Origin of the sequence: Bradyrhizobium sp. IAR9 (assembly GCF_013408065.1) — a bacterium.
In the GTDB taxonomy this organism is placed as follows: Bacteria; Pseudomonadota; Alphaproteobacteria; order Rhizobiales; family Xanthobacteraceae; genus Bradyrhizobium.
In genome coordinates this window covers 17,316-37,142 of the sequence record NZ_JACBZW010000022.1, presented here as the reverse complement: position 1 = coordinate 37,142, position 19,827 = coordinate 17,316, and the positions used below count along the sequence as shown (strand labels likewise).

Annotated in this window: 18 protein-coding genes; 7 read left to right on the top strand and 11 right to left on the bottom strand. The window is 63.7% G+C overall.

Annotation, left to right across the window (positions count from 1 at the left end; translation table 11 throughout):
• Positions 1-5: 5 nt before the first annotated feature.
• From rpoB to GGD67_RS37005, 11 genes are all read right to left on the bottom strand, one after another.
• Positions 6-4,124 carry a DNA-directed RNA polymerase subunit beta gene (gene rpoB, locus GGD67_RS37055; RefSeq protein WP_018322256.1) on the bottom strand — a complete coding sequence of 1,373 codons (4,119 nt, stop codon included), beginning with the start codon at positions 4,122-4,124 and terminating at the stop codon, positions 6-8.
• Positions 4,125-4,607: 483 nt separating this feature from the next.
• Positions 4,608-4,985 (bottom strand): 50S ribosomal protein L7/L12, encoded by a 378-nt coding sequence (gene rplL / locus GGD67_RS37050; protein ID WP_018322255.1) that lies wholly within the window; start codon positions 4,983-4,985, stop codon positions 4,608-4,610.
• A gap of 54 nt (positions 4,986-5,039) precedes the next feature.
• Positions 5,040-5,558, bottom strand: coding sequence for a 50S ribosomal protein L10 (gene rplJ, locus GGD67_RS37045; RefSeq protein WP_018322254.1), 519 nt, complete (start codon positions 5,556-5,558; stop codon positions 5,040-5,042).
• Positions 5,559-6,134: 576 nt separating this feature from the next.
• The gene (locus GGD67_RS37040) at positions 6,135-7,088 is read right to left on the bottom strand and encodes a 2-hydroxyacid dehydrogenase (protein WP_179739850.1); all 954 of its coding nucleotides are present in this window, start codon (positions 7,086-7,088) and stop codon (positions 6,135-6,137) included.
• 89 nt (positions 7,089-7,177) lie between these two features.
• Positions 7,178-7,870 carry a 50S ribosomal protein L1 gene (gene rplA / locus GGD67_RS37035; RefSeq protein ID WP_018322253.1) on the bottom strand — a complete coding sequence of 231 codons (693 nt, stop codon included), beginning with the start codon at positions 7,868-7,870 and terminating at the stop codon, positions 7,178-7,180.
• A gap of 6 nt (positions 7,871-7,876) precedes the next feature.
• Positions 7,877-8,305 (bottom strand): 50S ribosomal protein L11, encoded by a 429-nt coding sequence (rplK, locus tag GGD67_RS37030; RefSeq protein WP_006611824.1) that lies wholly within the window; start codon positions 8,303-8,305, stop codon positions 7,877-7,879.
• 133 nt (positions 8,306-8,438) lie between these two features.
• The gene (gene nusG, locus GGD67_RS37025) at positions 8,439-8,993 is read right to left on the bottom strand and encodes a transcription termination/antitermination protein NusG (RefSeq protein ID WP_008136441.1); all 555 of its coding nucleotides are present in this window, start codon (positions 8,991-8,993) and stop codon (positions 8,439-8,441) included.
• Positions 8,993-9,184 (bottom strand): preprotein translocase subunit SecE, encoded by a 192-nt coding sequence (secE, locus tag GGD67_RS37020; RefSeq protein WP_026202711.1) that lies wholly within the window; start codon positions 9,182-9,184, stop codon positions 8,993-8,995. Before secE ends, nusG begins: the two co-directional genes overlap by 1 nt.
• Positions 9,185-9,549: 365 nt before the next feature.
• Complete coding sequence (locus tag GGD67_RS37015; protein WP_179739848.1) at positions 9,550-10,818, bottom strand: class I SAM-dependent methyltransferase; 1,269 nt, start codon at positions 10,816-10,818, stop codon at positions 9,550-9,552.
• Between the two features lie 85 nt (positions 10,819-10,903).
• Positions 10,904-11,923: a lysylphosphatidylglycerol synthase transmembrane domain-containing protein gene (locus GGD67_RS37010; RefSeq protein WP_179739846.1), complete on the bottom strand. Its 1,020-nt coding sequence runs from the start codon at positions 11,921-11,923 to the stop codon at positions 10,904-10,906.
• Between the two features lie 12 nt (positions 11,924-11,935).
• Positions 11,936-12,523 carry an SIS domain-containing protein gene (locus GGD67_RS37005; RefSeq protein ID WP_244550731.1) on the bottom strand — a complete coding sequence of 196 codons (588 nt, stop codon included), beginning with the start codon at positions 12,521-12,523 and terminating at the stop codon, positions 11,936-11,938.
• Between the two features lie 165 nt (positions 12,524-12,688).
• Here GGD67_RS37005 and GGD67_RS37000 point away from each other — a divergent pair, with 165 nt between their 5' ends.
• The 7 genes from GGD67_RS37000 (at position 12,689) to GGD67_RS36970 (ending at position 19,826) form a co-directional block, all read left to right on the top strand.
• Positions 12,689-13,705 carry an SDR family oxidoreductase gene (locus tag GGD67_RS37000; protein WP_179739843.1) on the top strand — a complete coding sequence of 339 codons (1,017 nt, stop codon included), beginning with the start codon at positions 12,689-12,691 and terminating at the stop codon, positions 13,703-13,705.
• Positions 13,706-13,787: 82 nt separating this feature from the next.
• Entirely contained in the window at positions 13,788-15,353 is a 1,566-nt protein-coding gene (locus GGD67_RS36995; protein WP_018322247.1) for a PfkB family carbohydrate kinase, read from the top strand.
• 27 nt (positions 15,354-15,380) lie between these two features.
• A complete protein-coding gene (locus tag GGD67_RS36990; protein ID WP_092260233.1) occupies positions 15,381-16,382 on the top strand; it encodes an NAD-dependent epimerase/dehydratase family protein in 1,002 nt (333 codons plus the stop codon).
• A 5-nt stretch (positions 16,383-16,387) separates the two neighbouring features.
• A complete protein-coding gene (locus tag GGD67_RS36985; RefSeq protein WP_246784515.1) occupies positions 16,388-16,999 on the top strand; it encodes a hypothetical protein in 612 nt (203 codons plus the stop codon).
• Positions 16,996-18,033 (top strand): aminoglycoside phosphotransferase family protein, encoded by a 1,038-nt coding sequence (locus GGD67_RS36980; protein WP_246784516.1) that lies wholly within the window; start codon positions 16,996-16,998, stop codon positions 18,031-18,033. The genes GGD67_RS36985 and GGD67_RS36980 overlap by 4 nt, the downstream gene beginning before the upstream one ends.
• Positions 18,008-18,856, top strand: a complete 849-nt coding sequence (locus GGD67_RS36975) for a transketolase (RefSeq protein ID WP_018322243.1) — start codon at positions 18,008-18,010, stop codon at positions 18,854-18,856. The genes GGD67_RS36980 and GGD67_RS36975 overlap by 26 nt, the downstream gene beginning before the upstream one ends.
• Positions 18,857-18,866: 10 nt before the next feature.
• Positions 18,867-19,826 carry a transketolase family protein gene (locus tag GGD67_RS36970; RefSeq protein ID WP_179739837.1) on the top strand — a complete coding sequence of 320 codons (960 nt, stop codon included), beginning with the start codon at positions 18,867-18,869 and terminating at the stop codon, positions 19,824-19,826.
• Position 19,827 lies beyond the last annotated feature (1 nt).

The following is a 19,827-nucleotide window of genomic DNA, read 5'->3' as shown; positions in this document are numbered from 1 at the left end:
TCGAATTACTCGGCCGCTTCCGACGTCGGTGCCGGTCCCATCTTGGAGTTGTGCAGGTCGACGTTGAGGCCGAGCGAGCGCATTTCCTTGACCAGCACGTTGAACGATTCCGGAATACCGGCCTCGAACGTGTCGTCGCCGCGCACGATCGCCTCGTACACCTTGGTACGGCCGGCGACGTCGTCCGACTTCACCGTCAGCATCTCCTGGAGCGTGTACGCCGCGCCGTAAGCCTCGAGCGCCCACACCTCCATTTCGCCGAAGCGCTGGCCGCCGAACTGCGCCTTGCCGCCCAGCGGCTGCTGGGTGACGAGCGAGTACGGACCGATCGAACGCGCATGGATCTTGTCGTCGACCAGATGGTGCAGCTTGAGCATGTAGATGTAGCCCACCGTCACCTTGCGATCGAAGGCATCGCCGGTGCGGCCGTCATAAACGGTCGACTGACCCGACGCGTCCAGGCCGGCAAGCTTCAGCATCTCCTCGATGTCGGCTTCCTTGGCGCCGTCGAACACCGGCGTCGCGATCGGCACGCCGCGGCTGAGATTGTGGCCGAGCTCGATCAGTTCGTTGTCGTTGAGCGACTTGATCGTCTCGTCCTCGCCGTAGACCTTCTTCAAGGTTTCCTTCAGCGGCTTGATGTCCTGCTTCGACAGGTAAGCATCGACCGTCTGGCCGATACGCTTGCCGAGGCCGGCGCAGGCCCAGCCGAGATGGGTCTCGAGGATCTGTCCGACGTTCATGCGCGAAGGCACGCCGAGCGGGTTGAGCACGATGTCGGCGTGCGTACCGTCTTCGAGGAACGGCATGTCCTCGATCGGCACGATCTTCGACACCACGCCCTTGTTGCCGTGGCGGCCGGCCATCTTGTCGCCGGGCTGGATCTTGCGCTTCACCGCGACGAAGACCTTGACCATCTTCATCACGCCGGGCGGCAATTCGTCACCGCGCTGAAGCTTCTCGACCTTGTCGAGGAAGCGCTGTTCAAGCCCCTTCTTCGACTCGTCGTACTGCTTCCGCATGGCCTCGATCTCGGCCATCAGCTTGTCGTTCGGCGAGGCGAACAGCCACCACTGCGACTTCGGGTACTCCTCGAGCACCGCACGGGTGATCTTGGTGTCCTTCTTGAAGCCCTTCGGGCCGGCAATGCCCTGCCGCCCCTCGAGGAGCTCGGCAAGACGGTTGTAGACGTTGCGGTCCAGGATCGCCTGCTCGTCGTCGCGGTCCTTGGCCAGACGCTCGATCTCTTCCCGCTCGATCGCCAGCGCACGCTCGTCCTTGTCGACGCCGTGACGGTTGAACACGCGCACTTCCACGATCGTGCCCTGCACGCCCGGGGGAACGCGCAGCGAGGTATCGCGAACGTCGGAAGCCTTCTCGCCGAAGATCGCGCGCAGCAACTTCTCTTCCGGCGTCATCGGGCTCTCGCCCTTCGGCGTGATCTTGCCGACCAGGATGTCGCCGGCGCGGACTTCCGCACCGATGTAGACGATACCGGCTTCGTCGAGGTTCTTCAGCGCTTCTTCCGAGACGTTCGGAATGTCGCGGGTGATTTCCTCGGGTCCGAGCTTGGTGTCGCGAGCCATCACCTCGAACTCTTCGATATGAATCGAGGTGAACACGTCTTCCTTCACGATCCGCTCGGAGAGCAGGATCGAGTCTTCGAAGTTGTAGCCGTTCCACGGCATGAACGCGACGAGCACGTTCCGGCCGAGCGCGAGCTCACCGAGATCGGTCGACGGACCGTCGGCGATGATGTCGCCCTTCTTGACGATGTCGCCGACCTTCACCAGCGGACGCTGGTTGATGCAGGTCGACTGGTTCGAGCGCTGGTACTTCATCAGGCGGTAGATATCGACGCCCGACTTGGTCGGATCGAGATCTTCCGTGGCGCGGATGACGACGCGGGTGGCGTCGATCTGGTCGATCACGCCCGAACGGCGCGCCGCGATCGCGGCACCCGAGTCACGCGCAACCACGCCTTCCATGCCGGTGCCGACGAACGGCGCCTCGGCGCGAACCAGCGGCACCGCCTGGCGCTGCATGTTCGAGCCCATCAGCGCGCGGTTGGCGTCGTCGTTCTCGAGGAACGGGATCAGCGCCGCGGCCACCGAAACGAGCTGCTTCGGCGACACGTCCATGTAGTCGACCTTGTCGGGCGTCACCGGCAAGACTTCGCCGGCGTGACGGCAGACCACGAGGTCTTCGGTGAAGCGGCCCTTCGGGTCGAGCGGCACGTTGGCCTGCGCGACCGTATAGCGGCCCTCTTCCATCGCCGAGAGGTACACGACCTCGTCGGTGACGCGGCCGTCCTTGACCTTGCGATACGGCGTCTCGACGAAGCCGTACTTGTTCACGCGCGCGAAGGTCGCGAGCGAGTTGATCAGGCCGATGTTCGGACCTTCCGGCGTCTCGATCGGGCAGATGCGGCCGTAATGCGTCGGATGCACGTCGCGCACCTCGAAGCCGGCGCGCTCGCGGGTCAGACCGCCCGGTCCAAGCGCCGACAGGCGACGCTTGTGGGTGATCTCCGACAGCGGATTGGTCTGGTCCATGAACTGCGAGAGCTGCGAGGAGCCGAAGAACTCGCGCACGGCGGCAGCCGCCGGCTTCGCGTTGATCAGGTCCTGCGGCATGACCGTGTCGATGTCGACCGAGGACATGCGCTCCTTGATCGCGCGCTCCATGCGCAGGAGGCCGATGCGGTACTGGTTCTCCATGAGCTCGCCGACCGAGCGCACGCGGCGGTTGCCGAGATGGTCGATGTCGTCGATCTCGCCCTTGCCGTCGCGCAGGTCCACCAGCGTCTTGATGACGGAGAGGATGTCTTCCTTGCGCAGCGTGCGCTGGGTGTCGGGCGCATCGAGATCGAGGCGCATGTTCATCTTGACGCGGCCGACCGCGGAGAGGTCGTAGCGCTCGGCGTCGAAGAACAGCGACTGGAACATGGCCTGCGCCGAATCCAGCGTCGGCGGCTCGCCCGGACGCATCACGCGGTAGATGTCGAACAGCGCGTCTTCACGCGTCATGTTCTTGTCGGCCGAGAGCGTGTTGCGGATGTAGGCGCCGACATTGACGTGGTCGATGTCGAGCAGCGGCAATTCCTTGTAGCCGTGCTCGTTGAGCACCTTCATCGACTTGTCGGTGATTTCCTCACCGGCTTCGGCGTGGATCTCACCGGTCTTCGGGTTGACGAGGTCCTCGGCGATGTAGTTGCCGACCAGCTCCTCATCGGCCATGCGCAGCGCCTTCAGCCCCTTCTCCTGGAGCTGGCGGGCGGCGCGGACGGTGAGCTTCTTGCCGGCCTCGAGCACGACCTTGCCGGTGTCGGCATCGATCAGGTCGTTGATGGTCGAGTAGCCGCGGAAACGGTTGGCGTCGAACGGAACGCGCCAGCCTTCCTTGGTCCGCTTGTAGAGGATCTTCTTGTAGAACGTGGACAGGATCGCCTCGCCGTCGAGGCCGAGGGCGAACATCAGCGACGTCACCGGAATCTTGCGGCGACGGTCGATACGCGCATAGACGATGTCCTTGGCGTCGAACTCGATGTCGAGCCAGGAGCCGCGATACGGGATCACGCGAGCAGCGAACAGCAGCTTGCCCGAGGAATGGGTCTTGCCCTTGTCGTGATCGAAGAACACGCCGGGCGAGCGGTGCATCTGCGAGACGATGACGCGCTCGGTGCCGTTGACGATGAAGGTGCCGTTCATCGTCATGAGCGGAATGTCGCCCATGTAGACGTCCTGCTCCTTGATGTCCTTCACCGACTTCGCGCCGGTTTCCTCGTCGATATCGAACACGATGAGGCGCAGCGTCACCTTGAGGGGGGCCGCGAAGGTCATGCCGCGCTGGCGGCACTCGTCGACGTCGTATTTCGGCTGCTCGAACTCGTAGCGGACGAATTCCAGCATCGAGGTGCCCGAGAAATCGGAGATCGGAAACACCGAGCGGAACACCGCCTGCAGACCCTCGTCGAGACGGCCACCCTGGGGTTCATCGACCATCAGGAACTGGTCATAGGACGCCTTCTGAACCTCGATGAGGTTCGGCATCTCGGCGACTTCCTTGATGTGTCCGAAGAACTTGCGAACGCGTTTGCGACCGGTGAATGTCTGCTGCGCCATCGTGGCCTCTCATTTTCGTCGCCCGCTCTGGGCGAACCGTCCGGGACGCGGCTGCCACCGCTCCCCGGGTTGAATTTTTCGAACCCGTTTTGGGGGCCGGAGACTCAGCTTCAGGCGAAAATGTCCTGAATCTGTTCTTCAGACCTTCAAAACGCAAAACGACGCGCGGGGCGCTGGTGCGCGCCCGCCCGTCACAACGATCGTCTTCACGGACTGCAAAAGCCCGAAATAGCCTGCTCTCCCAACGGCTTACAGGGAATCCGGCATCCCTGCCCACCGCGCTTTCGTGCTGCCGAACCGATATGGGGCGACAATAGTGGAGATTCGAGGGGCGAACCCTCAAATCCCCACACTTTTTCGTGTTCGGCCTGCGTCGGGACGTTCCGTCGCACGCCTTTTGCATCAGGCCGACCCCTTTTTGAAGGGCAAGCCAGGATCCCGGGCCTGCTTACGCTCGCCCGAGACCTCGTCAGTAAGCGGTGCTTACTTGAGCTCGACCTTCGCGCCAGCCTTCTCGAGCTGGACCTTGATCTTGTCGGCTTCGTCCTTGTTCACGCCTTCCTTGACAGGCTTCGGCGCGCCCTCGACGAGGTCCTTTGCTTCCTTCAGGCCCAGGCCGGTGATGGCGCGGACTTCCTTGATGACCTCGATCTTCTTGTCGCCGGCGCTGGCGAGAACGACCGTGAACTCGGTCTTCTCTTCCGCCGGAGCGGCGGCAGCGCCACCACCAGCCGGGCCGGCCACGGCGACAGCCGCGGCAGCCGAAACGCCCCACTTTTCTTCGAGGAGCTTCGCCAGTTCAGCAGCTTCGAGCACGGTGAGGCTCGAGAGGTCGTCAACGATCTTCTGCAAGTCAGCCATTGTTCAGTTTCCTTACGTGTAAGTCTGGTTCGGGTTTGAGTTTTGCGAAGGGCGTCAGGCCGCTTCGCCCTTTGAGGCATGAGCCTGGATGACGCGCGCGAGCTTGCCCGCGGGCGCATTGGCGAGCTGAGCGAGCTTGGTCGCCGGGGCCACAAGCAGGCCGACGATCTTGCCGCGCAGTTCATCAAGCGACGGCAGCGAGGCAAGCGCCTTCACGCCGTCGACATTCAGGACGGTCTTCCCCATCGAGCCGCCGACGATGACGAACTTTTCGTTCGCCTTGGCGAATTCGATGGCGACCTTTGGCGCCGCTACCGGATCGTTCGAAGTGGCGATCACGGTCGGTCCCTTCAGCATGGGGCCGATGGCAACGACGTCAGTGCCTTCAAGAGCAATTTTGGCGAGACGGTTCTTCGAGACCTTCACCGCAGCGCCAGCCTGCTTCATCTGCTGGCGCAGCTTCTGCATCTGGGCGACGGTGAGGCCGGAATATTGAGCAACGACCGCGACGCTCGTGGTCTTGAAGACCTCATTGAGCTGTTCGACCGCCTCTTTTTTTGCCGCTCGTTCCACAGCAAGCTCTCTCCGGTTGGCGGTCATCGCGAAAAGCGGGACCGCCGGGTTGCACCCATCGTCCCACCCAAACCTGAACCTCGGGGCAAAACCCTTCGGACACGCCGGGCACGACGACGATTCAAAGCCTGCCCTCCGGGAGCCCTTGGGCCCACGGCGTGTCGAGGTCCGAACCAGACCCGTTCCGCAAACCAGCCCTTATAGCTGGACGCGAAGTGAAATCCGGTCTTCACCCGTCTATGCAGGCCATGCGATTAAGCCTTTGAGAAGTCGAAACTTCCCGCGGGCGCCTGCAGTCTTGGACAGGACAAGGTCAGCCGGCGAACCGCCCGACCTCTGCCCGCACTCCACCAGCCGACGGGTTTTTCTTCCTTTTCGGGCAAATCCTTGCGGACGTCCTGAAAAGGAATGATCTCCTGTCTTCGGTTTTCGGAATGCGTGCACGAACGCGCCAGCCGAAGCCGGCACGTCCGGAAGCGGTTCTTTAACCGCTCAGAGCCTGCTTGCCAAGAGCAAAATTCACACCAGTTCCAATCCGTTGCCACGGGTGCTTGACCCGGGCCGATAAGGACCGATTCAGGCCGATTTGACCGCATAAGGCAGCGGCTTGCCCTCGAAGAACGCCGTCAGGTTCGCCAGCACGCAGTTCTGCATGGCGACGTGCGAGTCGAGGGTGTGACCGCCGATATGCGGGGCGAACACCACGTTCGGCAGCGCGGTCAGGGCGTCGGGGACGTGCGGTTCCTTCTCGAAGACGTCGAGGCCGGCCCCCGCGATGGTCTTGTCGGTCAGGGCCGCCACGAGCGCCTTCTCGTCGATCACCGAGCCGCGGGAGATGTTGACGACGTAGCCGTCGGCGCCGAGGCGCCCCAGGATGTCGGCATTGACGACGTGCTGAGTCTCGGCCCCTGCCCGGACCGCGATCATCAACACGCTGCACCAATCGGCCAGCGCCTCCAGGGTCGGGAAATATTGATAGGGCAGATCGTATTTGCTGCGGCTGAAATAGCCGATTTCGCTCTCGAAGGCCGCGCAGCGGCCTGCGATCTTGCGGCCGATCTCGCCCATGCCGTAGACGCCGATGCGGCGGCCGGGCATGCCGGCCTGCGGGCGCATCATCGGTGACTGCTTTGAGCCCGCCCAATCGCCGCTGCGGACATATTGGTCGGCCACCAGGATCCGCCGCGTCGTCGCCAGCATCAGGGTCATCGCGATATCGGCAACCGAGGCCGCATTGGCGCCGGGACTGTGGGCGACCGCGATATTGCGGCTGGCTGCCGCCTTCAGGTCGACGCCGTCATAGCCGGTGCCGTAGCAGACGATGGCGCCGAGTTTTGGAAACAGATCCATCGCCTCCGCACCGAGCGGCGAGCCGCCCGCCGTCAGCATCGCGCGGACGCTGCCGAGTTCGTCGGCCGACAGCACCTCCCCCGCGGGCTTGCCGCCGGTGTCGAGCAATTCGAAGCGCTCGGCGAAACGCGCCATCATCGACTTGGGAAAGCGCGAATAGATCAGGACCTTGTCAGCCATTGTTCTTGTTTCCGGTGAGCCGTGCCACAAACGACGAGGGGCGGAATCGGTTGCCCAATTCCGCCCCTCGCCTCATGCAATTTCCAGACTTAGCCGAGAATGGTGCCCGGCTCGACCTTCACGCCCGGGCCCATCGTCGAGGACACCGCAACGCGCTGGATGTAGGTGCCCTTGGAACCGGCTGGCTTCGCCTTGGTGACAGCGTCAGCCAGGGCCTTGATGTTCTCGACCAGCTTCTCCTCGGTGAACGAGGCCTTGCCGACGCCGGCCTGCAGGATGCCGGCCTTTTCGACACGGAACTCGACCGAGCCACCCTTGGCACCCTTCACCGCACCGGTGACGTCCATGGTCACGGTGCCGATCTTCGGGTTCGGCATCAGGCCGCGCGGGCCGAGCACCTTACCGAGACGGCCGACCAGCGGCATCATGTCGGGGGTGGCGATGCAGCGGTCGAAATCGATCGAGCCGTTCTGCACCTTCTCGACCAGGTCCTCGGCGCCGACGACGTCGGCACCCGCAGCCTTGGCCTCATCGGCCTTGGCGCCGCGGGCGAACACGCCGACGCGGAGCGTACGGCCAGTGCCGTTCGGCAGGGTCACGACGCCGCGGACCATCTGGTCGGCGTGACGCGGATCGACGCCGAGATTGATCGCGACCTCGATGGTCTCGTCGAACTTCGCTTTCGCGCGTTCCTTGACCATCTTGATGGCGTCCGCGAGCGGGTAAAGCTTCTCGCGGTCAACACCTTCGCGGGCTTTGTTCAAACGCTTTCCGATTGCCATGACCGCTTACCCCGCCACTTCCAGGCCCATCGAACGGGCAGAGCCCTCGACCATCTTCATGGCCGACTCGATGGAATCGCAATTGAGATCCTTCATCTTCTTCTCGGCGATCTCGCGCACCTGCGCCTTGGTCACCTTGCCGGCCTTGTCACGGCCCGGCGCCTTCGAGCCGGACTGGATCTTGGCGGCCTGCTTGAGGAAGAAGGACATCGGGGGGGTCTTCATCTCGAACGTGAACGAACGATCGGCGTAGATCGTGATCACGACGGGAATCGGGGTGTTCTTCTCTTCCTTCTGGGTCTGCGCGTTGAACGCCTTGCAGAACTCCATGATGTTGAGACCGCGCTGACCGAGCGCGGGACCGATCGGGGGCGAAGGATTCGCCGCACCGGCCGGGACCTGAAGCTTCAGGTATCCGGTCACTTTCTTTGCCATGTATCACTCCTGTTGTGCCGGCTGTCGCCGGCGGTTTCAGGTTCGTGGTCTGGGTCGGATGCGGCTGGCAACCGCCCTCTCCCTCCCACGGCCTCTCTTTGCGCGAAGCTTTTCGACTTCACGCGTGACCCGGTCAGACCTTCTCGACCTGACCGAATTCCAATTCGACCGGCGTGGCACGGCCGAAGATCGACACCGCGACCTTCACGCGCGAGCGCGCCTCGTCGATTTCCTCGACGACACCCGAGAACGAGGCGAACGGGCCGTCGGCCACGCGCACGTTCTCGCCGATCTCGAACGACACCGACGCCTTCGGCCGTTCCACGCCCTCCTGCACCTGGTGCAGGATGCGCATGGCCTCGGATTCCGAGATCGGCATCGGCTTGTTTTCAGCGCCGAGGAAGCCTGTGACCTTCGGCGTGTTCTTGATCAGGTGAAACGCTTCGTCGGTCAGCTTCATCTTCACCAGCACGTAGCCGGGGAAGAACTTGCGCTCGGCGTCGATCTTGCGGCCGCGGCGCACTTCCGTGACCTTCTCGGTCGGAACCAGCACCAGCTCGAATAGCTCCTCGAGCCCGCGCTGCTTGGCCTGCTCGCGGATCGATTCGGCGACCTTCTTCTCGAAGTTCGAGTAGGCGTGGACGATGTACCAGCGCTTGTCGGACAGTTGAGCGGTTGCGGTTGCCATCAGTGAATGCCCAGAAGGTAAGTGATGAGGACACGGATGATCTGGTCGGCGGCGAAGAAGAAGATCGAGGCCACGGCGACCATGACGAACACCATGATGGTGGTGATCGTGGTTTCGCGGCGGGTCGGCCAGGTGACCTTGGCGGTCTCCGAGCGCACTTCCTGCAAGAACTTGAACGGGCTGACTGCCATCGTTTTGATGTCCAACGTCCGTCGACAGACGCGAATGAATTTCAGGGATCCGAACAGCCGCCGTTGGCCCAGCCCTCTGTCTCGAAGGATGAGCCGGAAACCGGGCTCGATTGTTCGGGGATTTCAAAGCCGCGCCGGAGATCCGCGTCTAACGGGCCGGCTGCGAGTGCGGGGTATCTACTGCGGATAGGACCAAAGGTCAAGATATAGAGGGCCCGACTGGACCGGCCGACCTTCCCGGGCGCTAGAGCAGAGCCCAGCCGGATCAAAGGCTTATCCACCCACCCTTCAGGGCGCAATCGCAGCGCCCGTCCGGTTCCTTCCAGACACTCCCCCGGAGCGTCCGCCTCGGCCCTATTGCGCGGTCAGTCGGCCCGGTCGACCATGGAAATGCCCGGCAGCGGCACCACGAACTTTCCGCCTTCGGCGAAGTAGCGGGCGTGCTTGGCCCGGATCGGGTCGACATAGCGCCAGGCGAAGACGACGACGAACGCCGGCTTGCGCTCATAAAGGGCGGCAGGCGGCAGGATCGGGATATCGTAACCCGGGCCGGCCATCACGTTCCCCTTCTTGGGATCGTCGTCGACCAGGAAGTCGATCTTGTTCTCCAGGCCGAACTGCGGCAGCAGCGTCGTGGTGCCGACCGAGACGCCGTAGCCGGCGACGAGCTGCCCGCGCGCATGAGCGGCATCAGCCATCGCGACCAGCTCGTCGCGGATCGCGGCGATCCGCTTCACATAGGGCGCATAATAGGCCGGCTGATCAACGCCCAGCCGTTCTTCCTCGGCGACGAAGCGCGCGACCTCAGCCGACGGCTTCTTGGCGCCACCGGCACGCTGCACGGTCACGCGGATCGAGCCACCCTTGGTCCAGATGTGCTGGACGTCGATCAGTTCCATGCCGAGCCGGGCAAAGAAACGGATCAGCGGCTTGATGTTAAAATACGACAGATGCTCGTGATAGACGGTGTCGAGCAGGTTCTTCTCGGTGACGTCGACGCCATATTGCGTTTCGAACACGAACAATCCGTCCGGCGCGAGCACGTCGCGAACCCCGATCACCAGCGGATCGAGATTGTCGACATTGGCGATCATGTTGTTGGCGATCACGACGCTCGCCGCGCCGTGGCTCTGCAGGATGCGGTGACCGATGGCATCGGTGAAGAAATCGCCGATGGTCTCGATCCCCGCCTCGGTCGCGCGCTTCGCGATGTCCACAGCGGGATCGACACCCAGCACCCGCATGCCGCGCTCTTTGAAGAAGCCGAGCAGCGATCCATCGTTGCTGCCGAGCTCGACGACCAGCGAGCCCGGCGCGACACCGAAGCGGCTGACGACGTCGTTGGCATAGCCCGCGAAGTGCTCGCGCAGGCCGAGCGAGAGCGAGGTGGTGTAGACGTAGTTGCGGTACTGGATCTCGGGATTACCGACATGGAGAATCTGGAGATGGCCGCAATCCCTGCACAGATGCAGCGCCATCGGCACCGCAGCGCGGAACACGGGATCGTCGACGCTGGCGTCCGGGACCTGGAAGTTGGGCGTGCCGATCGGCATGCCTGCCATCGGGACGACAAGCTCCTGCTTGTCCGAATGGCAGAGGCGGCAGGTATGGCGGACGTAGAACAGGTTTTTCATCGTGGAACCGAAAAATGAGATACGTGATCGGGTGAGGCAATCCCACCCCGTGAAGACCAGACCGCCAGCAACGGGCTCAAGCGAGTCATGGGTGGCTCGAGACTTCCTTGCCCAGCCCGTCGTAGCTGGGGGCTTCCTCCGCCGCCTTGGCGGCCTTGTCCGCTGAATACGACCCGCGCTCCGGACTTGCCAACCAGATCGCGCCTCCGACGAGCCCGATGATCACGCTGATGGCGCCCAGCAGCAGCGAAACCGACAGTGCTTCCTCGGAAGGGACACCCGCCAGACCGAGGCAGGCGACCATCGCCCCCTCGCGAACACCCCAGCCGCTGATCGAGATCGGGACCGCCGTCAACAGCACCACGGGCGGAATCAGGATACCGGCGTCCACCACAGAGAGCTTTGCTCCGACACCGCGCGCCAGGGCGAAGCAGGCCGCCGCGGTCACGAGATGGATGAGCAGCGCCGATCCGAACAGCAAAGCACGGCGTTCGGACTGCAGGAGGAGAAACCTGACCAGCGCTCCGAACCGGACGAGGCTTGCGATTGCCGGATGGGCGATGAGGCGCTTGGGCAGACGGTCGAGCGTCAACAGAACCACGGTGCCGGCGACGCCGGCCAGCGTCAGCCCGCCGATAGCCAGGATCGCGGCCTGATCGGACACGCGAGACAACAGGAACGGCAATCCGGCCACCATCAGCGCGATCAGCCCGATCAACGCCGTGAAACGGTCGGCCGCAACGCCCTTGACCGCCTCCGGCCACTGCACGCCGCGCTGGCGCAGCAGCCACATCCGCACCGCATCACCACCGACCGAGGACGGCAACACCTGATTGAACCAGAGGCTGATCATGAGGATCCGCCAGCCCGCGAGCCAGTCCAGCGACACGCCGAGCGCGCGCATGATCAGTTCCCACCGGCCGTTGAGCACGAAGGTCTGGAAGAAAATCAACGTCAGCGCCAGGACGAACAGCAAAGGATCGACCGAGACAAGATGGCTGCGCAACCGCTGCAGATCGAGACCGCGCGCGATGTAGACCAGCACGGCAATCGACAGCAGCAGCTTTACCGAAAACAGGGCCGCCTGTTTGAACCGCGACTGCATCGGATGCCCGCCTCAGGATGCCGGATATTCCGCGCGACCGATCACGAGGTCGATCGCGGCCATCATCCAGAACTGGTGCGTGGTCTCGACGATGTTGTAGCTGCGGCTGTCGACGAAGAAATTGACGTCGCCGAGATTGCGCAGCGGATTGTCCGCATTCATGCCCGACAGCGTGACCACGTCGAGCTTCATCGTCCGCGCCTGCGCAACCGCGTTGAGGATGTTCTTCGAGCGCCCCGACGAGCTGATCGCAACGAGGCAGTCGCCGGCGCGTGCGCTCAGCCGCACGGCGTGCGCGATCCAGTCCTCGAAGCCGTAATCGTTGGCGAGGCACGACATCATGCTCGCGTCGCTGAAGCAGAGCGCAGGCACCGACGCGTTCTTCGCCAGATCGATCGCCAGGTGCGAGGCGATGCCGGCCGAGCCGCCATTACCGATGAAGATGACGCGACCGCCCTGCTCGCGCGCGCGCAACCAGGTGGCACGGGTCGCGGAGATTGCGGCGAAAACGCCGACGTCGACTGCCGTCGCGCGATGGAGGCGTCCCACGTAATCGTCGAGGAAAGCCTTGTGATCGGGATCGACGGACTCGGCAGGCATGGGCTGGCGGCTCGATTGCAACATGACCGGGTGATACCGGCTATTACCAAGGATTGCAAAGGTATAATACTTGCAAAGTCAGCGAGCGGCTGGTAGTCGGCTTTCGGGTTTCACTCAACATTGGCGGGCCTGTTTCGCTGGGCATTCGCGTCACGGATGTTCCTCATGAAATGCATCGTTACTGGCGGCGCCGGTTTCATTGGAAGTCACCTCGTCGATCGTCTCCTCGACGACGGCCATGAGGTCATCGCGCTCGATAATTTCGTCATCGGACGCCCCGAAAATCTGGCCGCACACGCCGGTTCGAGCAAGTTGAAGGTCGTGCGGGCCGACGTCACCGACCTCGAGTCGATCAAGCCGTATTTTCACGGTATCGACTGGGTCTTCCATCTCGCGGCGCTGGCTGACATCGTTCCCTCGATCGAGTCGCCGATCCCCTATCATCGCGCCAATGTCGACGGCACGGTCAACGTTCTCGAAGCGGCGCGGCACGCCGGCGTCAAGCGCTTCGTCTACGCCGCCTCGTCGTCCTGCTACGGCATTCCCGACGTCTATCCGACGCCGGAGAGCGCCGAGATCCGGCCGATGTATCCCTACGCGCTTACCAAGAATCTCGGCGAGCAGTGCGTCATGCACTGGTGCCAGGTCTACAAGCTGCCTGCGGTCGCGCTACGCCTGTTCAACGTGTATGGGCCGCGCCATCGCACCACCGGCACCTACGGCGCCGTGTTCGGTGTGTTCATGGCGCAGAAGCTCGCCGGCAAGCCCTTCACCGTGGTCGGCGACGGCGAGCAGACGCGCGACTTCACCTTCGTCAGCGACGTCGCGGACGCCTTCGTGACCGCTGCGCGCTCCGATATCTCGCACGAGATATTCAACGTCGGCTCCGACAACACCTACAGCGTCAACCGGCTGGTCGAGCTTCTCGGCGGCGACAAAGTCCACATTCCCAAGCGACCGGGCGAGCCCGATTGCACCTACGCCGACATCACTGAGATCAAGCGGGTCCTGAACTGGACGCCGAAGGTGAGATTCGAGGACGGCGTCGCGACGATGCTGAAGTCGATGGATCAGTACAAGGACGCGCCTCTGTGGACGGTCGACAAGATCGCCGACGCCACCAAGGACTGGTTCAAATATCTCGGTGACGACGACGGCTCGCCGCAGAAGGCAAGCTCTTGAACAGGCTCGCCGGATATCGTTGCTGCGAGTCGATCATTTCAGGCCGGCCATCTGAGACCTGCCGGCGCTTTGGGTAATCCACATGGGTAATGCTGCGACAGACAAGCTGACCGGCCATCCGGCACCGCACGACAAGATCAAGACGATCGAGGAGCTGGGCGAGATTGCGCGCGCCGCGCAGGCCAAGGGCCAGACCGTCGCGCTCTGCCACGGCGTGTTCGATCTGGTGCATCTCGGCCACGTCCGGCACATCCTGGCGGCGCGCAACGAGGCCGACGTGGTCATCGTGACCATCACCGCCGACCGTTTCGTCAACAAGGGCCCGGGACGGCCGATCTTTCCGGAGAACATGCGCGCCGAGATGCTGGCCGCGCTCGGCACGGTCGACTGGGTCGGCATCAACCGCACTTCCAGCGCCGAGCCGGTCCTCGATGCCGTGCGCCCCGACACCTACGTGAAGGGCTCGGACTACGAGAATCCCGAGGATGACGTCACCGGCAAGATCGCCACCGAGCGCGAGGCCGTCGAACGTCATGGCGGACGAATCGTCTTCACGCGCGACGTGACGTTCAGCTCGTCATCGCTGCTGAACCGTTATTTCGACATCTACGATCCTCCCCTGCGCGACTACCTCCAGAAGGTGCGCGAAGGCGGCGGCGCCGAACGCCTGCTGAAGCTGATCGACAAGATCCAGGACATGCACGTCGTGCTGGTCGGCGATACCATCATCGACGAATACCAGTACGTCACGGCGCTCGGGAAGGCTTCGAAGGAGAACATCGTCGCCACCCTGCTCAAGAATGGCGAGCAATTTGCCGGCGGCGTCATTGCCGCGGCCAATCACGTGGCGAGCTTCTGCAAGTCGGTGGAGATCGTCACGACGCTGGGTGGCAACGACTACCCCGAGGAGTTCATTCGCGCGCATGTCCGCCCGAATGTCACGCTGACGCCGATCCGCATTCAGGGCCGACCGACGACCCGCAAATTGCGGTACGTCGAGATGGGCTATCTGCACAAGCTCTTCGAAGTCTACACCATGGACGACACGCCGCTCGACGAGGCCGAGCGCAAGGAGATCGACCGAATCACCGCCGAGCGCGTTCGTGGCGGGGACGTGGTGATCGTCACAGATTTCGGTCACGGCATGATCGCGTCCAGCACCATCGACACGCTCATCGCGAACTCCAAGTTCCTGGCGGTCAACGCCCAGAGCAACAGCGGCAACCACGGCTATAATCTCATCACGAAATATCCGCGCGCCGACTACGTCTGCATCGACGCGCCGGAAGCGCGTCTGGCCGCGACCGACAAGTTCAGCGACATCGCGTCGGTGATCGAGAACCGCCTGCACGGCAAGATCGATTGCGACAACATGATCATCACGCACGGCTCCTTCGGCTGCTACCCCTTCTCGTCCAAGACCGGCGTCGCGCGCGTGCCCGCTTTCACCAAGACCGTCGTCGACACAGTCGGCGCCGGCGATGCTTTCCTGACGATCACGGCGCCGCTGGTGGCGGCCGGCGGCAATATCGAGGACGTCGCCTTCATCGGCAACGCGGCGGGCGCGATCAAGGTCGGCATCGTCGGTCACCGCAACTCGGTCGAAAAGGCGCCCTTGGTCAAATTCGTCACCGCGCTATTGAAGTAACGCGAGCGGGAAATCTGGAGAACGGCAGTGATTGATCAGAAATGGAACGTGATGGTCACCGGTGGCGCCGGCTATGTCGGCAGCGTGCTGGTTCCCCAGTTGCTGGCAGCGGGCCACAAGGTGACGGTGCTCGACCTGTTCATGTACGGCGAATCCGTCTTCGACGCGGTTCGCAACAATCCGAACCTTCGCCTGATCAAGGGCGACATCCGCGATGAGGCCGCGATCAACGAGGCCCTGCGCGGCAACAATGCGGTGATCCACCTCGCCTGCATCTCCAACGATCCCTCGTTCGAGCTCGATCCGGGGCTCGGCAAGTCCATCAACTACGACTGCTTCCGTCCAATGGTGCGCGCCGCGAAGAAGGCCGGCGTCAAGCGCTTCATCTACGCCTCCTCGTCGAGCGTCTACGGCATCAAGGACGAGGCCGAGGTGACCGAGGAACTGTCCTGCGAGCCGCTCACGGACTACTCCAAGTTCAAGGCGATGTGCGAGACCGATCTTGCCGAAGAGGCTGCGTCCGGCTTCGTCACCTGCACGGTCCGTCCTGCCACCGTCTGCGGCTACGCACCGCGGCAGCGCCTCGACGTCGTCGTCAACATCCTGACCAACCTCGCGGTCAACACCGGCCGCATCCGCGTGTTCGGCGGAACGCAGAAGCGGCCCAACCTGCACATCGAGGACATGTCGGCGGCCTATCTGTTCCTGCTGCAGCAGGATGATGCGAAGATCGACGGCAAGACCTACAATATCGGCTACGAGAACCACTCGCTGATGAAGATCGCCGACATCGTCAAATCGGTGGTCGGAAACAACGTCGACGTGGCCGTCGAGCCGACCGACGATCTGCGCTCCTACCACGTCTCCTCGGAGAAGATCCGCCGCGAGCTCGGATTTGCACCGACGCACACGATCGAGCAGGCCGTGTCCGGCCTCGTGGACGCCTTCAGGTCCGGCCGCCTGCCGAACTCGCTCAACGATCCCCGGTATTTCAATATCAAGATGATGCAGAACATCAGCCTGAAGTGAGCGGCGTGCGGATCGGCATCGATTTCGACAACACGATCATCTGCTACGATAAGGTCTTTGCCGCCGTCGCGCACCAGCGTGGCCTGGTGCCGGAGGGCTGGGTTGGGCTGAAGAACGATGTGCGGGATTATCTGCGGTCCCGCACGGGTGGCGAGCTCGCCTGGCAAGGCCTGCAAGGCTTCGTCTACGGCAAGGGCATTGGCGGCGCCGAGATCTATCCGGGCGTGCTGGAATTCCTCGCGGCGTGCAGACAGGCCGGCGCCAAGGTGTGCATCGTCAGCCACAAGACCAGATACGGTCATCAGGACCCCGACCATACCGACCTGCGCGAAGCCGCACGCGGCTGGCTGCGTGGCGCCGGTCTCATCGACGCTGCTGCGGCGGCGGTGGCCAGCGGCGATGTTTATTTCGAGGACACGATGGCCGCCAAGGTCGACAGGCTCGCGAGCCTGGAGCTGGACATCTTCATCGACGATCTCGTCGAGGTCTTCGAGCAGCCGCATTTCCCGAAGGGCACGCGATCGATCCTGTTCACGCGTTCGCAGTCCCCGCACCCCGAACATTGCAAGCCGATCGCGACATGGGCCGGCATCCGCGACGAGGTGTTTGCGGCATGAGCGAGCCGGACATCAGCGCAGCGGATGCGATCTCGATCGGCAGCCGCCTTGCCGGAACAACGGTCGCGGCAGCCCAGCCGGCGCGGTCCGGCGGCAACAACAGGGTGTTTCGGCTGGAGATGGCGGAAGGACCGCCCCTCGCCCTCAAGCACTATCCGTCGGACGGCCGCGATCGGCTGGGACAGGAATATGACGCGCTCACGTTCCTGTCGCGCCACGGCATCGCGTCGACGCCACGGCCGATTGCAAAGGACACCGATGCGTTTTGCGCGCTGTATCAATGGTTCGACGGTGACGCGGCGGTGCTGCATCCCCAGGGCGGCGACGCCGACCAGCTGGCCGATTTCCTGATCGAATTGCAGAAGCTGCGCGACGCCGAAGGTGCGCAGACCTTGCGGAACGCGTCAGCCAGCATCTTTTCGCCCGAGGAAGCCATCGCCCAGTACGAGCAGCGCCTCGACGGGTTGACGCGTGAGTCGCAGGATCACCCCGAGCTGCGTACGTTCATCGACGGCAGCCTGGTTCCCAGCACGGCCGTCGCCATCCGAAGGCTCCGCCAGCGTTATGCGGAACTAGGGTGGGATCCCGCAGCGGACCTCTTGCCCGCGCATCGCGCATTGAGCCCGTCCGACTTCGGACTGCACAACGCCCTGCGCGGCGAAGACGGCCGCCTGCGCTTCATCGACTTCGAATATTTCGGCTGGGACGATCCGGTCAAACTGCTGTCCGATACCGCGATCCACCCCGGCAGCGATCTGCCCGCAACAGGCGCGAATCGCCTCATCGAACGGCTCACGCAAGCCTTCGCGGCTAGGGATGACGCGTTTGCGATCCGCCGTGACGTACTGTATCCTGTGTTCGGGGCGATTTGGTGCCTGATTGTCCTGAATGCTTATTTGCCCGAAAGCCGCTCCCGGCGCGCCTTGGCTGCGCAAGGTGGCGATCTGACGGTCCGCCTTGCCGGTCAGCTCGACAAAGCACGCCGGCTTCATCAAACGATTTGCCAACGTGATCCAGATCTCACCCCACGCTGAAGCCGCCCTCACCTGCACGCTTGACGAGCGCAGTCTCTATTTGCGCCGCCTGGTCCTTGGTTCTGTCCGTTCGGCCGGACGCGGCCATGTCGGTCCGGCCCTGTCGCTGATCGAAATGGTCCGCGTGCTTTACGACGACATCCTGCGGATCGATCCGAACAACCCGCGCGATCCCGAACGCGACCGCGCCATCCTCAGCAAGGGACACGGTTGTCTCGCGCTCTACGCGCTGCTCGCCGATCGCGGCTTCTTCCCGCTGTCGGAGCTCGACGGCTTTTGCGGCTCCGACAGTATCTTGGGCGGACATCCCGAATACGGCATGGTGCCGGGTGTCGAGGCGTCGACCGGCGCGCTCGGGCACGGCCTGTCGATCGGCGTCGGCCTTGCGCTCGCCGCCCGCATGCGCGAGCGCAATTACCGGACCTTTGTCCTGCTCGGCGACGGCGAGATCAACGAGGGATCGGTGTGGGAGGCCGCCATGGGCGCGGCCAAGCACGGGCTCGATAATCTGGTCGCGATGATCGACTACAACAAGCTCCAGAGCTATGGGCCCACCGACTACGTCCTGCCGCTGGAGCCGCTCGCGGACAAATGGCGCAGCTTCGGCTTTGCCGTGCAGGAGCTCAACGGCCACGACGTCGGCGCCCTGCGCACCGTCCTGAAGCAGGTCCCCGCCGTGCCGGGCAAGCCCACCGCGATCATCTGCCATACCGTCAAGGGCAAGGGTCTGCCGGCCGCGGAATCCAACGCCGATTGGCATCACAAGAACAAGCTGTCCGACAGCGAGCTCGACGCCATCCGCGTCGCCGTCGGCGATTTTTGATCGGCTCCCCATGCGCAACACCGCGATGAACATGGTCCACAAGCTCGCCGCGCGCGACGAGCGTGTGCTTTACATCGGCTCCGATCCCGGCGCCGGCACGCTGCGTGCGATGAGCAAGGAGTTTCCCAAGCGCCATCTGATCGAGGGCATTTCGGAAGCGCACATCATCGGCATGTCGGCCGGTCTCGCGATGGAAGGCTTCGTGCCTTACGTCAATACCATCGCGACATTCCTCACCCGCCGCTGCTACGAGCAGGTCGCCGTCGATCTCTGTCTGCACAATCTGCCGGTGCGACTGATCGCCAATGGCGGCGGGCTGGTCTACGCGCCGCTCGGTCCCACCCACCAGGCGATCGAGGACATCGCCATCATGCGGGCGCTGCCGAACATGACGGTGGTCTGCCCGTGCGACGCCGACGAGGCCGCGCGGATGATGGACAAGACGCTCGACTGGACCGGACCGATCTACATCCGGCTCGGCAAGGGCGGCGACGCCGTCGTCTCGAAGGCCGAGCACGGCTTCGAGATCGGCAAGGCCATCCTGATGCGCCCGCCGGGCGACGTCCTCATGGTGACCACCGGCATCATGCTCCAGCGCGCCATCGCCGCAGCCGACCTGTTAGCCGCGCAAGGCATTCGCGCCGGCATCCTGCACATGCATACGGTGAAGCCGCTCGACACCGAAGCGCTGCTGCAGGCGATCCGCGGCATCAAGCTCGTGGCAACGCTGGAGGAGCACGTGCCCTCCGGCGGCCTCGGCAGCGCGGTTGCGGAGACGCTGATCGACAAGCTCGGCTCCGGCCTGCCCGCGATGCTGCGGCTGTCGCTGCCGGACCGCTTCATGCACAATTACGGCTCGCAGGACTCGCTGCTGAAGAAGCACGGCCTCGCGCCCAACGCCATCGCGACCTCGATCGAGCACGCGCTCGCGGCGTCGCGCACCTCCGCTCCTCAACTTCATTCCACCTGAC